This is a genomic window from Natrinema thermotolerans (assembly GCF_031165565.1).
In the GTDB taxonomy this organism is placed as follows: domain Archaea; phylum Halobacteriota; class Halobacteria; order Halobacteriales; family Natrialbaceae; genus Natrinema; species Natrinema thermotolerans.
This window is the reverse complement of record NZ_CP101873.1, coordinates 3,814,062-3,826,162: the sequence shown is the minus strand read 5'-3', so window position 1 is coordinate 3,826,162 and position 12,101 is coordinate 3,814,062. Positions and strand designations below refer to the sequence as shown.

The window sequence follows — 12,101 nt, the reverse complement described above, 5'->3', positions numbered from 1 at the left end:
GGCGAACCGGGTCAGTCGGCCGACGGCGCGGGCGGCGACTCGATCGCGTGGGTCGGGACCGTCCCGTCGTCGTTCCAGCCCCGCGCCGCGTAGTACTCGCCGATCGCTTCGTCGAGGTCGGGGATCTCGTAGGGGAGGTCGTCGTCCGTCCGGTCGAACCCCCGCCGGTTGTTGAAGTGACGTTCCAGTTCCACCGCCCGGGCACCGACCTCGAGCAAGTCCTCGTACTCGGCGTCGAACAGCGCCTCGAGTCGGTCGGGGGTGGCGTAGTCGCGCCCGAAGACGCAGACGATACCGGTGTCGAGGAACGCGGCGAGGTCCTCCCGTTCGACCAGGCGCTCGGCCTTGCCGAGCGTCCCCTGCGGGTCGAGTTCGCCGCTGTACTCCAGCGCGAGCATGCTGGCGTAGAGGTGGTCGGCGCCGCGGTTCGCGACGGCGTAGGACAGCCCCTGCCCGTGGAGGACGCGGCCGTCGTGGGCGGCGAACTCCATGCCCTTCACGGTGTAGTTCTCGACCCCCAGCTCGTCGTGGGCGCGGTCGACGCCCTCCGCGAGCAGGTCGCCGATCCCCTCGCGGCGGGCGATCTTTTCGGTGACCTCGTGGGCGAGGTCCGAATCGCCGAACGCGTCCTCGCTCTCGAGGTAGGCCGCGACCGTGACGCCCGCGGAGATGGTGTCCATCCCCAGCGTGTCACAGAGTTCGTTCGACTGCATGACGTCGACGACGTCGTCGACCCCCTGCATCGAGCCGAAGGCGTAGATCGTCTCGAACTCCGGCCCTTCGGTCTCGAGGCCGGTCTCCTCGTCGCGGGTCGGGAGCTTGCAGGCGTAGGCACAGGCCGAGCAGGCCCCTTTCTTGTACTTCTTTTCCTCGACGGCGTCGCCGCCGATGTCGGCGGCCCCCTCGAACTCGTACTCCCGAAAGTACCGCGTCGGCAGCGAGAAGTTGTCGTTGATGAACTCGGTGCCGCCCGCGGTGCCCTGACTGCGCATCCGGTCGTCTGCCGTCGCGGCCTCGCGGTGGATCTCCGACTCCGGCGGGTCCGGAATCTCGACCGGTGGCTCGGCGTCGCCCTCGAAGGTGACGCACTTGACGTTTTTCGCGCCCAGTATCGCGCCGAGGCCGCCCCGGCCGAAGGCCCGCGAGTCGAAGGTCATTACCGAGGCGAATCGCACCAGATTCTCCCCTGCCGGCCCGATCGCGATGCAGTGTTCCGGACCCAGATCATGCTGCTCGGTCATGTACTCGGACGTTTCGGGTACCGTGGCCCCCTCGAGGTCGGGCACCGGCTCGAACTCGACGCCAGAATCAGTGACGTGGACCGCGAGCAACTCGTCGCTCTGGCCGACGATCTCGAGGGTACTGATCCCGGTTCCGACGAAGTTCCGCGAGAGATAGCCGCCGGCGTTGGCCGAGACGAGGCCGTCGGTCAGCGGCGAGAGCCCGGTCATGTTCATCCGCCCGGTAAAGGACATCCGCGACTGCTGGAGCGGACCGGTCGAGACGTAGACCCGGTTTTCCGGGCCGAACGGGTCGGCGTCGAAGGGAATCCGTTCGTGGGCAAGCGCCGTCGCGGCCGCCCGCCCGCCGATCGCGTCCGCGAGCAACTCGTCGATATCCGTCCTGCGTGCGGTCCGCTCGTCCACGTCGACGGTGAGCAGCGGGCCTTCTGCGTGGAGCATGATACCCCATAGCAGGGGAACCCCCTTAGCTTTGGGTCGTCGTGACACGACGGCGTGCCCGGTTCCGATCGGACAGGTTTAGGACCCTCGAGCGGACACCGTCGAGACGAATGCAGTACGATACGGTCCTGTTTGACTTCGACGGCGTCGTGGTCGAGACGCCCTCGAGCCAGCGACTGGCCGACGCCCTCGAGCGGGTCTACGAGCGGCTTGGGCGGTCGGGCCCGGCGGCGGAGACGGTCCGCGAGTTGATGGCCGGCGACTTCGATGCGGTCGCAACGCGGTGTCGGGACCTCGGCATCGAGGCCGACACGTTCTGTGAGCGAGCGGCCCGCGAACTGGTCCGGACCCAGTGTGAGTCCGTCGAACAAGGCCTGCGCTCGGCCTACGACGACGTCGCCGCGGTCCGTTCGCTCGAGGTTCCGCTCGGGATCGTCAGCGACAACCATCCGACCGTCGTCTCGACGCTGCTCGACCGGTTCGGGTTCCGATCGCCGTTCGAGACGGTTCGGGGCTGTCCGCTGACGCCGGCCGGCCTGGCCCGGCGCAAGCCCGATCCGACGAACATCGAGGCCGCGCTCGCCGATCTCGAGGCCGAGTCGGCGCTGTACGTCGGCGATAGGGCCGTCGACGTGCGGGCGGCCGACAACGCCGGGATCGATTCGGCGCTGCTCTCGCGGTCCGGCACGGACTCGACGGACGTAGCCGTCGATCCGACCTATCACCTCTCGTCGCTCGCGGCCGTGCCCTCGATCGTCGACTGAGTCCCGGCGATCGTCCGTCGTGACGCCGGTGGCAGATTCGTGGCCGCGCTTTTTCAGCCCCGTCCGCGTAGCCAGCGTATGGAACCCGACGACACCTGGACGAGCCTCCGGCGACAGTGCGAGGCCCTCGAGCCGGGTGCGGAGCTGCTGACGCCGGTCTCCGAGCGGCCCTTCGGGATCGAGCGCACCGACGACGACCGGCTCGTCGTTCGGTTCGGCGACAGCGGCGAGACGCGGCCGCTCTGGCGCGAGCAGTTCGTCGTCTTCCTCGAGCGACTCGACGAGGGGGCGGTCCCGATCGAGGGGCTCCAGCCGGGCGTCGAGCCCTACGCCAGCGTCCTGACGCTGGCCGCGGCGTACACGGCCGACGGCGACGCGATCCGGTACGATCCCGACGCCGCCGGCGGGGAGAGCCCGTTTCTCGTCTCGGCGGCGGCCGCGCGGGACCCGCCCGAGCGCGTCCACGACGACGCGCTCCTGCTCGCCGCCGTCCTCGAGCGGATCGACGCCGACGATCCGGCCGCCCTCGACACCGAGGCGCTGACCGACCTCTACGTGCTGGCCTCCGACGCCCAGCACGGGGCCGACCGCCTGCGGCGATCGGCGCGGGAGCCGCTGCTCGAGCGGCTCGGGCCGGACCAGCGGCTGCACGGCCGCTACGGCACCGTCCGCCGGACGACGCGGGAGCGCCAGCGCCCGAAAGACGAGGCGACGATCTTCGAGGCGCTCGACGACCACGGCATTCCCCACGAGTGGGTCACCGGCATCGACCGGGACAAACTCGACGTCGTACTCGCCGTGACCGACCTCGAGGAGGACGCCGTCTACGACGTCGAGGAGGACGTCTACGTCCAGAAGGTCGGCGTCGACGAGGACGAGAAGTACACCCGCCTGCAGGGGCTGGCCGACCGGATCGACGACCTCGCTGACGCCGAGGGCGAGGAACTGCGCGCGGAACTCGACGCGATCGAGGATCGGCTCGAGGAGGCGCTGTCGGCGGGGTAGTTCCGGCGGTGACGGCGTCCCGGCGCTCGCCGGGGCGATCGGGAGTTCCGGACGACCGCGGTCCGTCCGGAACCGTTATTTTATATCAGAAACTCGTTCGGTGCATGCAACTCTCGAGGCGAACGGTCCTCGCGTTCGGCGGCGCCCTCAGTGCGGGAGCGCTATCGGGCTGTACCGGGTTCTTCTCGGAGCCGTCGCCACTCTCACTGACGCTTCTCAACTTCGATTCGACGCGACACGAGGTGACCGTCGAGGCGACGAGACGGGACGCGGAGACGTATCAGGAGGCGGTCGCGCTCCGAGAACAGTACGAACTCCCGCCGCCGACCGGGGACGACGTCTCGTCCGAACTGTCGGTCGACGACGTCCTCGAGAGCGACGGGTACGTCGTGACCGTCGCGCTGGACCGATCACCGGTGAGGGCGACGTATCAGTTCTATCCGGCGCTCGCCGACGACCCCGAACGGGACGACCGACTCTTCATCGAGGTTCGGCCCGTCCCCGACGGAGCGGGACAGTACTTCGAGTTTCAGCAGAACCACTGACCGTCGGCGAGCGACGATCGATCGGGTTGGGCCGTCCGATACCCGTTTCAATCGGCCGTCCCTACACGCGACCGACAACGATGTCCGTCGCTCGAGCGGGAAACGGGACCCGGCTCCTGATGGCACTTGTCGGCCTCGCCGTCCTGGTGTGGTACCTCGCGCTGGCCGCGGTCAGCTACTGGGTGCTGTCGGTCCTTCGGGTGACCGCGCCGGGTCCACTCGGCACGCTCGCGTTGATCGTCACTGTCGCCGTCGTCGGCGGCGTACTGAGCTACCGCTTTGGCACGTCGCAACTGCTCTCGAGCCTCGAGGCGGTCGAACTCCCCCGGTCCCACGCGCCTGGCCTCTTCCGGCGACTCGATCGCCTCGAGTCGCGGATGGACGTCGACTCGCCGACGGTCCTGCTTGCACGATTGCCGATGCCCAACGCATTCGCGCTGGGCACGGCGGGCAACGGGACGATCGTCCTCGATCGGTCGCTGTTCCGACTGCTCTCGCCCGACGAACTCGAGGCGCTGGTGGCCCACGAACTCGCCCACCTCGAGCGCTACGACGCGTTCGTCCAGACGCTGGCCTACAGCGGTTTCCGGACGCTCGCCGGGCTCGGCTTTCTCGTGTTGGCCCCGGTCCTGTTGCCGATCGCGGGGATCGCTCGGGCGGTCGCGTGGCTCCGTGGGCGGCCGGGATCGTGGCAGCGAACGGCGTTCGGTCGGCTGCTGGTGGTACTCGAGTCGGGCGCGGTGTTCGCGTTCCTGGCCGTGACGCTGCTGGTCCGGGCCCACTCGCGTCGCCAGGAGTACGCCGCCGACGATCGGGCCGCCGCGGTGACCGGCAAGCCGGTCTCGCTGGCTCGCGCACTCCGCCGAATCCAGCGGGCCGCGGAGCCCCCGCGCGGGCTGCTCGCACCGCTGTACGTTACTCCCGACGACGAGGGCGCACTGAGCCGGCTGCTGTCGACCCATCCCTCGACGGACGACCGGATCGAACGGCTGCTCGAGCGCGCTCGAGACCCCGACGAGACCGTCAGCGCGACGGCGGGGTAACGCTCACAGGTGGTCCATGCGGGCGATCACGTCGTCGACGATAGGGGGTCGTTCCGTCCAGAAGCCGTAGAACCGATTCGGGCCGCGCTCCTGGGCGAGCAAGACGAGTTTCTCCTCGTCGTCGCCGGCACCGTCATAGGCGACCCACCAGTGGCGGCGGGCCTCCGCGTCGGTGCTGGCGTGGGTCGTCAGGTCGACGTCCGGTCGCGGTCGACGGTCGGGCTCGCCGTAGACGTGAACGTCGACGTCCGACGTCGCCAGATCGCGGTACACCTCCGGCTGGTGGTCGATCTTCGACAGTTGCTGGAACCCCGCGTGGAGTTCGCCCTCGCCCCCGTTCCAGGCCCGGAACTCGACGGTCCGGGAGGCCATGATCATCCGCTGCTTGTCGTAGGACTCGAAGTAGTTGTCCCGGAGTCCCGTGACCACGGCCGGCGGGTCGGCCCGCAACCCGACCGCCATCGACTCCTCCCAGGCCCGGGCGTACCGACGGACCGCCGCGAGCGGACTCGATTCGATCCGGCGACCGTCCGCGAGCAGGTCGACTACGTCCGCCGGGCGATCCGGCGCATCGACGAACTCGAGGTCGACGTCGTGGGGTTCGAAGAACGCCTCGAGCGCGTCGTCGTTGCTTCGGTCGGACACGTTGCAGAACCGGACGGTCTTGCGGTCGGTCTCGATGCGCTCGATACAGTCGGAGAGGGAAACCGTGGAGACGTTCACTACGCATGAGTAGTCAGCTCGGCTATTCGTCGACCGGGCTACGTTGTTAGGGGTACCGCCCCCGTAATCCTGTGGACTCGTCGGTCGGCTACCGGTTGGTGGTCCACCCGCACTCGAGGCAGGTGTCCGACGTTCCGTCGGTGATCGTGGCCCCCGAACAGACCGGACAGGCACGGTGCGTCCCGCCGTCCGCGATCGCCCGCCCGCCACGCTCGTCCGCTGTGCCCCCGCCCGGGTCGTCGGGCGCGACCGCGTCCGGGAGATCGGGGTGACAGCTCGCACAGACGCGCTCGGTTCGGCGGTGTGTCATCGCCTCGGTCCGCCGTCGGTGTCGGAACCGTCGCCGTACGTCGTCACCGCAGGTATCGCATTCGGCCATCTCATGCCAATAGTTGTCATGACAAAGGATAAAGTTTCGGCTATCGCAACTATATTCCCGGAAGTCTGGTTTGAATGGGTCCTCTTGGGGCCAAAATCATCCAAACACTCGAATTATGTCTGTATAGTTGACTGAATAAACATTCGTCTGGGCTGTCGTCCGTTCGGCCCGTTCACCCCCGGGGCAATCCTGCCAACCCACAAACGCTTTTGGCCGCACGTCGCCTACGCCGAGACATGTACGTGCGGGACGCGAAAAACAGGGAAGAGGTCTGGCTGCTCGACCACATCGAGTCGATGGGGCTCGACGAAACGGCGTTCCGCTCGCGCGACTACGTCGTGGCGATCGACGAGGCGTCCGGCGAGAAGGCCGGCTTCGGCCGCATCCGCGTCCACAAGCCCGACGACGGCGACGATGTCTGCGAACTGACCAGCATCGGCGTCCTCGAGGGCTGGCGCGGACAGGGGGTCGGCGCCCACGTCGTCGAACGGCTCGCGGAGTACGCCGGCGACGAGGGGTTCGACACCGTCTACGCCCTGACCGGCGAGGGTGCCTACCTCGCCCAGTTCGGCTTCCAGCGGGTCGACGAGTCGGCGCTGCCGCCGGTCCTCCGGGAGCGACTCGAGGCCAAGCGCGAGGGGGCGGATCCGGACGCGAAGCCGCTGGCGATCGACGGTGCCGAGTTCCGGGTCCCCGATCGGCTTCGCGAGGCGTTCAAACATGCCCCCGAGGGCCGGGCCGAGGCCGACGACGACGAGTCGCCCGAGGACTTCGGCATCGATCCCGAGTCGGCGACGTACAAGTACGACACGGGTCGATGAGTCGGATGGCGACGCTTCCGTCAGCGACTCGATCCCGGTCGGCCGGCGCGCTCGTGAAACCCGTGGCGGAACGCGACCCAGCAAATTCCACAGAGAAAGACGATCGGCGGCGCAACGGCGAAGGCCCACAGCGGGTCCAGCCCCCACACCAGCAAGAGCAGGAGGTGCCCGGCCCCGATCGCCAGAAACGGCGCGACGTAGCGGGCCGCGCGGCGACGGTCGTCACCGCCGCGGGCCGGCGTCGACGCCTCAGCGGACTCCTCGAGCGACGCGTCGCCGGACATACGCGTGCCGTCGACGCCGCGAAAGATAAGTGGCCGTGGCGACACGAGTGACTCTCATGGAGACGAACCGATCCGACGAGACGGGCGACCGGACCGACGCGGGAGAGACGGCGGATCACGGTGACCCGGCCGATGACGACGACGGCGTCCGCGTCTGGCTCGTCGAGCGAACCTACGGCGACGACGAACTCAACATCGTCATCCTCGTGTACGCGACCGAAGACGGCCGGCGGTATCACCGGCGTGAGCGTGCCCTGACGAGCTTCGGCGGCCCCGCTCGCGAGACGAAGGCGAGTCTGGTCGTGCCGCCGAACTCGCTTGGTACCGTCGACGACGTGGCGACCCAGGAGCGCTACGCCGAGGAGGCTGCGCGGATGGCCGCCCGACACGACCCCGAGGATAGCGTGTGATACGGTCTCCTGTCCGTCAGTCCCGGTGGGACCGCGGGATGGTCGCGGTCCCACCGGGACGTCGGGACAGGAAACCCTCTGAGCCGTCGGCGACGCGACCGCGTCGCCGGCCGCAGATCTCGCCGTGTTCATCAACCTTCAAGCCCCGGCCGGTCCTCGGTAATCATAATGTTCGATCCCGACGAACTCGAGGAGATCCGTGCCAGCAAGGAGGAGTGGCACGAGGCGGAAGTCGAACCCGTCATCGAGCGCTTCGGCGAGCGCAAGGAAACGTTTACGACCGACACGGGGGGGCAAGAGGTCGATCGGCTCTACACGCCCGACGACGTGGGCGATCTCGACTACGAGGACGATCTCGGCAATCCGGGCGAGCCGCCGTACACGCGCGGCGTCTACTCGACCGGCTACCGCGGCCGGCTCTGGACGATGCGCCAGTACGCCGGGTTCTCGACACCGGAAGACACCAACGAGCGCTATCACTACCTGCTCGACGAGGGTCAGACGGGGCTGTCGATGGCCTTCGACCTGCCGACCCAGATGGGCTATGACTCCGACGCCGACATGGCCGCCGGCGAGGTCGGCAAGGCCGGCGTCGCGATCGACTCGCTCGAGGACATGGAGACCGTCTTCGACGGCATCCCGCTGGACGAGGTCTCGACCTCGATGACGATCAACGCGCCCGCGTCGGTGCTGTTGGCGATGTACATCGCGGTCGGCGACCAGCAGGGGGTCGATCGCTCGGAGCTGCGGGGGACGATCCAGAACGACCTCCTCAAAGAATACATCGCACGCAACACCTACATCTATCCGCCCGAGCCCTCGATGCGGATCATCACGGACATCTTCGAGTTCTGTGCCGAGGAGACGCCGAAGTTCAACACCATCTCGATCTCGGGGTATCACATCCGCGAGGCGGGTTCGACGGCCGCGCAGGAACTGGCCTTTACGCTCGGTAACGGCATCGAGTACGTCGAGACGGCGATCGAGGCCGGCCTCGACGTCGACGAGTTCGCGCCGCAGCTTTCCTTCTTCTTCAACGGCCACAACAACATCTTCGAGGAGGTCGCGAAGTTCCGCGCGGCCCGTCGGATGTGGCACGACATCATCGACGAGCGGTTCGACCCCGACGACCCCAAGTCCAAACAGCTCAAGTTCCACACCCAGACGGCCGGCTCGATGCTGACCGCCCAGCAGATCGAGAACAACGTCGTCCGCGTCGCCTATCAGGCGCTGGCGGCCGTCCTCGGCGGCACGCAGAGCCTGCACACGAACGGGAAAGACGAGGCGCTTGCGCTGCCGACCGAGGAGTCCGTCCGAACCGCGTTGCGGACCCAGCAGATCCTCGCCCACGAGTCGGGCGCGGCCGACACCATCGACCCCTTGGCGGGGAGTTACTACGTCGAGTCGCTGACCGACGAGGTCGAGGAAGAGGCATACGAGATCTTAGACGAGGTCGACGAGCGCGGCGGCATGCTCGAGGCCGTCGAGCAGCAGTGGGTCCAGCGCCAGATTCAGGACACCGCCTTCGATCGCCAGAAGGAGATCGAGGAGAAAGAGCGCGTCATCGTCGGCGTCAACGAGTTCGAGAGCGAGGACGGGGAGCCCGAGATGGACGTCCAGGAGATCACCGAGGAGGACCAACAGCGCCAGATCGACAGCCTCGAGCAGACCCGCGAACGCCGGGACGACGAGGCCGTCGACGCGGCGCTCGAGGCGCTGCGGGACGCGGCCCAAAGCGACCGGAACGTAATGCCCTACATCATCGACGCCGTCAAGGCCTACGCGACGGTCGGCGAGATCTGTAACGTCATGCGCGACGAGTTCGGCGAGTACCAGCCCGGCGCGGTCTGACGGCGCTCGAATCGTCGACTGCGACCGAACGAACCTTCGTCCCGATATCCCGTTTTCCGTGGTCGATGTCCGACTGGAGCCAGTCTCCCGGTCCATGCGGGCTCGAAACGCCACGAAAAATCACAACAGTAACACGGCCATCGACCGGAGTACAGGCCGATGCACTTCGATCACGCCGGCATCGCAACCGACGACGCACAGGGACTCGCAACGCTGTACGGCGATCTCTTCGGTCTCGAGGTCGCCCACGAGGAGGTGTTCGACGGCATGCGCGTCGTCTTCCTCGACTGTGGCGATGGCTATGTCGAACTGCTCGAGCCGATCGAGGAGGGGACGATCGCGCGCTATCTCGAGGACAACGGGGCGGGAATCCACCACCTCGCGCTCGCGACAGACGACATTGAGGGGGCTCTCGAGACGGTCCGGGACCACGACGTGACGCTGATCGACGAGGAACCCCGTCCGGGCGCGTGGGGCCATTCGGTGGCGTTTCTCCACCCCAAGGACACCGGCGGGATCCTGATCGAACTCGTCGAACACTGAGACGGACTCGTCTCCGGCGCGACCGTCGCGCGCGGTTGCACCGGACGAACAGCCCGTCTGCCCGACCGCCGGGCTACCCGGCGGCGAACTCGTTCGTGGTGATCACCCGCCGTTCGTCGCCGGTCGCGTGGACGACCGCGACCCGGCCGGGATACCGACCCTCGAGATCGATTCCGGCCTCGTAGTCGGCGGTCCCGAGGCAGTCGACGCAGGTCTCGGCCTCCTGTTCGCCGACGGCGACGGTGACCACGAGCAGGTCGCGACCGTCGTCGTAGGTTACGTCGGATAGCTCGAGGGTGTGACACGGCGTCGGGATGCGGATCGACCCCTCGACCAGCACACGCTCGTTTTCGAACTCGACGGTCGCGTCGTCGCCGTCGGTCCGGCCCGCACACTCCCGGCTATCGACCGCGAGCGATGCGTCCGCTACGTCGGGCACCGGGCAGGGGATCGACGACGACGTCGACTCCGTCTCCGTGCCGGATTCGGAGAGCGTGACGGTCGTCCGAGAGCGAACGCAATCGAACGGCCGGCGACTGATCCCGTCGGTGACCGTCGACTCGCCCGTGCCGCCGTCGCGGCTCGACGTGACCGTGATCGTATACGATCGTGGCTCGACGAACACGAGCGTCCGTTCCTCGCCGGCCCCGAGATCGAGATTGCGGTCGAGCAGCGGCTCGTCCCGTTCGTCCTCCCCGTCGCCGTCGATCGAGTCACTGCCGTCAGCGTCGTCGGCCGAAACGACCACGGCGACCGTCCGTTCGGTCTCGCCGTCGTTGCGGAGGGTGAACTCGTGTGGCGGATGGGCCTCGAGGAACGGTACCTCGTCGGGGTCCCCGACCACGATCGCGTCGGGCCCGGCGGACTCGCTGCCTCGACGATCGGTATCGTCGCTCGAGCCGTCGACGTCGGGCCGCTCCGACTGGAGCCGCTCGAACCGCGAGTCGGCACAGCCGGCCAGGCCACACGCCGCTCCGGTCGTGAGCGCGAGGAGATCACGACGTCGCATACGCGCTCCCACACCGATCGGGCATAAACACCTTTGTCACGGCTTCGTACCTGTTCTATCGACGGACTTTCAGTTCCGAAGAGAGGCAACTGTTGTGGCCGGACTGACCCCACTCGAGGGGATCGGCGTCACGCTAGCAACGGCGTCGCGGGAGTGACGGCGTCGCCACCTCGAGTCGGTGGCCGGTGAGCCGGCCGATTACCCGAAGTTCTCGATCAGCGCGTCGTCGGGATCGCCGCCCGCGGCCTCGATCGCGTCCGCGATAGCGGTGACGAAGTCGTCGAAGCCGAATGCGTAGACCTGACCGGCCTCGTAGTGTGTTGCGATCGCATCGGCCAGTTCCTCGGCCGCGCCGTCATCGATAAAGACCACGGTCGCACCCGCGTCCGACAGCGCCTCGAGCCGGTCGGTGTGGGCGGGTTCGTCGGCCTGATAGATCACGGTGGCGTCGTGACCGGCCTCGTGAGCGGCCTCGGCGACCGCGACTCCCGCACCGACTCCCGGACCCCCGGCGGCGGCGACGACGTCACCGTCGTCGTCGTAGGTGATCCGGCCGAACGGGCCTTCGACGTGGACGGTCTCGCCGCCCTCGAGGCCCGCGAGCCACGGCGAGAGGTCGCCCTCGGGGTCGATCCCGACGGTGAGTTCGAACGTCTCGCCGACCGTCGGCGAGGAGAGCGTGTAGTGGCGAGCGATCTCCTCGTCCTCGGGGGCGGCCCGCAAGAGGACGAACTGCCCGGGGAGGGCGTCGAACCCCGCGGGCGTCTCGAGTTCGAGCGCGACGGTGTCGGGACCGACCTCGCCGACCGATGCGACCGTGACTGGCGTCCCATCCATGTCGAACCCGTTCGTCGGCGGATTGAAAAGGCGTTCCGTTCGCCGCGACCCTCGCGAGCGGCCGTTTCGATGGGAGACGATACCGTGTGATTACCACACACATTCACTCGCTTCCGTGTTTCTTTCTCTCGTAAACTCTCGCCCCACAATTCCTAACGATTAATAACCAACTGTCCTTCCATCCCGAACATATCCACCACTGATG

14 protein-coding genes are annotated in these 12,101 nt (G+C 67.8%); 8 read left to right on the top strand and 6 right to left on the bottom strand.

Annotated elements, in window-relative coordinates:
• Window positions 1–11: 11 nt before the first annotated feature.
• Complete coding sequence (locus NP511_RS19650) at window positions 12–1,682, bottom strand: aldehyde ferredoxin oxidoreductase family protein (protein ID WP_049966777.1); 1,671 nt, start codon at window positions 1,680–1,682, stop codon at window positions 12–14.
• 110 nt (window positions 1,683–1,792) lie between these two features.
• On the opposite strand from NP511_RS19650, the gene NP511_RS19645 reads away from it, so the two are divergent.
• The 4 genes from NP511_RS19645 to NP511_RS19630 all read left to right on the top strand — a co-directional run bounded on the left by NP511_RS19645 (window position 1,793) and on the right by NP511_RS19630 (window position 5,039).
• Window positions 1,793–2,446 (top strand): HAD family hydrolase, encoded by a 654-nt coding sequence (locus tag NP511_RS19645; protein ID WP_049966776.1) that lies wholly within the window; start codon window positions 1,793–1,795, stop codon window positions 2,444–2,446.
• Window positions 2,447–2,524: 78 nt separating this feature from the next.
• The gene (locus NP511_RS19640) at window positions 2,525–3,451 is read left to right on the top strand and encodes a DUF7983 family protein (RefSeq protein WP_049966775.1); all 927 of its coding nucleotides are present in this window, start codon (window positions 2,525–2,527) and stop codon (window positions 3,449–3,451) included.
• Between the two features lie 104 nt (window positions 3,452–3,555).
• The gene (locus NP511_RS19635; protein ID WP_006650828.1) at window positions 3,556–3,996 is read left to right on the top strand and encodes a hypothetical protein; all 441 of its coding nucleotides are present in this window, start codon (window positions 3,556–3,558) and stop codon (window positions 3,994–3,996) included.
• A gap of 80 nt (window positions 3,997–4,076) precedes the next feature.
• Window positions 4,077–5,039: a M48 family metallopeptidase gene (locus NP511_RS19630; protein ID WP_049966774.1), complete on the top strand. Its 963-nt coding sequence runs from the start codon at window positions 4,077–4,079 to the stop codon at window positions 5,037–5,039.
• A 3-nt stretch (window positions 5,040–5,042) separates the two neighbouring features.
• Here the strand turns inward: NP511_RS19630 and NP511_RS19625 are convergent, their stop codons facing one another.
• A complete protein-coding gene (locus NP511_RS19625; RefSeq protein ID WP_049966773.1) occupies window positions 5,043–5,762 on the bottom strand; it encodes a DICT sensory domain-containing protein in 720 nt (239 codons plus the stop codon).
• An 88-nt stretch (window positions 5,763–5,850) separates the two neighbouring features.
• Window positions 5,851–6,141 (bottom strand): hypothetical protein, encoded by a 291-nt coding sequence (locus NP511_RS19620; RefSeq protein ID WP_049966772.1) that lies wholly within the window; start codon window positions 6,139–6,141, stop codon window positions 5,851–5,853.
• Window positions 6,142–6,377: 236 nt separating this feature from the next.
• Between NP511_RS19620 and NP511_RS19615 the strand changes: the two genes are divergently transcribed.
• Window positions 6,378–6,962: a GNAT family N-acetyltransferase gene (locus NP511_RS19615; RefSeq protein ID WP_049966771.1), complete on the top strand. Its 585-nt coding sequence runs from the start codon at window positions 6,378–6,380 to the stop codon at window positions 6,960–6,962.
• Between the two features lie 20 nt (window positions 6,963–6,982).
• Here NP511_RS19615 and NP511_RS19610 read toward each other — a convergent pair whose 3' ends face one another.
• The gene (locus tag NP511_RS19610; RefSeq protein ID WP_049966770.1) at window positions 6,983–7,246 is read right to left on the bottom strand and encodes a DUF8142 family protein; all 264 of its coding nucleotides are present in this window, start codon (window positions 7,244–7,246) and stop codon (window positions 6,983–6,985) included.
• 56 nt (window positions 7,247–7,302) lie between these two features.
• On the opposite strand from NP511_RS19610, the gene NP511_RS19605 reads away from it, so the two are divergent.
• The 3 genes from NP511_RS19605 to mce all read left to right on the top strand — a co-directional run bounded on the left by NP511_RS19605 (window position 7,303) and on the right by mce (window position 10,050).
• On the top strand, window positions 7,303–7,656 hold the full coding sequence (locus NP511_RS19605) for a DUF7967 family protein (protein ID WP_006650821.1): 354 nt from the start codon (window positions 7,303–7,305) through the stop codon (window positions 7,654–7,656).
• Between the two features lie 168 nt (window positions 7,657–7,824).
• The gene (locus tag NP511_RS19600; protein WP_136396921.1) at window positions 7,825–9,507 is read left to right on the top strand and encodes an acyl-CoA mutase large subunit family protein; all 1,683 of its coding nucleotides are present in this window, start codon (window positions 7,825–7,827) and stop codon (window positions 9,505–9,507) included.
• Between the two features lie 159 nt (window positions 9,508–9,666).
• The gene (gene mce, locus NP511_RS19595; protein ID WP_006650819.1) at window positions 9,667–10,050 is read left to right on the top strand and encodes a methylmalonyl-CoA epimerase; all 384 of its coding nucleotides are present in this window, start codon (window positions 9,667–9,669) and stop codon (window positions 10,048–10,050) included.
• A gap of 73 nt (window positions 10,051–10,123) precedes the next feature.
• On the opposite strand, the gene NP511_RS19590 is transcribed toward mce, so the two are convergent.
• Together NP511_RS19590 and NP511_RS19585 are read right to left on the bottom strand one after the other, a co-directional pair.
• Window positions 10,124–11,059: a hypothetical protein gene (locus NP511_RS19590; RefSeq protein WP_049966768.1), complete on the bottom strand. Its 936-nt coding sequence runs from the start codon at window positions 11,057–11,059 to the stop codon at window positions 10,124–10,126.
• A 198-nt stretch (window positions 11,060–11,257) separates the two neighbouring features.
• Window positions 11,258–11,896 (bottom strand): FAD-binding oxidoreductase, encoded by a 639-nt coding sequence (locus NP511_RS19585; protein WP_049966767.1) that lies wholly within the window; start codon window positions 11,894–11,896, stop codon window positions 11,258–11,260.
• Window positions 11,897–12,101 lie beyond the last annotated feature (205 nt).

What these genes read in the sequence shown, in the direction of transcription:
- NP511_RS19605 (WP_006650821.1), top strand. Translation starts at nt 7,303, where the DNA reads ATGGAGACGAACCGATCCGACGAGACGGGCGACCGGACCGACGCGGGA.
- NP511_RS19645 (WP_049966776.1), top strand. Translation starts at nt 1,793, where the DNA reads ATGCAGTACGATACGGTCCTGTTTGACTTCGACGGCGTCGTGGTCGAG.
- NP511_RS19600 (WP_136396921.1), top strand. Translation starts at nt 7,825, where the DNA reads ATGTTCGATCCCGACGAACTCGAGGAGATCCGTGCCAGCAAGGAGGAG.
- NP511_RS19630 (WP_049966774.1), top strand. Translation starts at nt 4,077, where the DNA reads ATGTCCGTCGCTCGAGCGGGAAACGGGACCCGGCTCCTGATGGCACTT.
- NP511_RS19615 (WP_049966771.1), top strand. Translation starts at nt 6,378, where the DNA reads ATGTACGTGCGGGACGCGAAAAACAGGGAAGAGGTCTGGCTGCTCGAC.
- NP511_RS19585 (WP_049966767.1), bottom strand. Translation starts at nt 11,896, where the DNA reads ATGGATGGGACGCCAGTCACGGTCGCATCGGTCGGCGAGGTCGGTCCC.
- NP511_RS19590 (WP_049966768.1), bottom strand. Translation starts at nt 11,059, where the DNA reads ATGCGACGTCGTGATCTCCTCGCGCTCACGACCGGAGCGGCGTGTGGC.
- mce (WP_006650819.1), top strand. Translation starts at nt 9,667, where the DNA reads ATGCACTTCGATCACGCCGGCATCGCAACCGACGACGCACAGGGACTC.
- NP511_RS19635 (WP_006650828.1), top strand. Translation starts at nt 3,556, where the DNA reads ATGCAACTCTCGAGGCGAACGGTCCTCGCGTTCGGCGGCGCCCTCAGT.
- NP511_RS19650 (WP_049966777.1), bottom strand. Translation starts at nt 1,682, where the DNA reads ATGCTCCACGCAGAAGGCCCGCTGCTCACCGTCGACGTGGACGAGCGG.
- NP511_RS19610 (WP_049966770.1), bottom strand. Translation starts at nt 7,246, where the DNA reads ATGTCCGGCGACGCGTCGCTCGAGGAGTCCGCTGAGGCGTCGACGCCG.
- NP511_RS19640 (WP_049966775.1), top strand. Translation starts at nt 2,525, where the DNA reads ATGGAACCCGACGACACCTGGACGAGCCTCCGGCGACAGTGCGAGGCC.
- NP511_RS19620 (WP_049966772.1), bottom strand. Translation starts at nt 6,141, where the DNA reads ATGGCCGAATGCGATACCTGCGGTGACGACGTACGGCGACGGTTCCGA.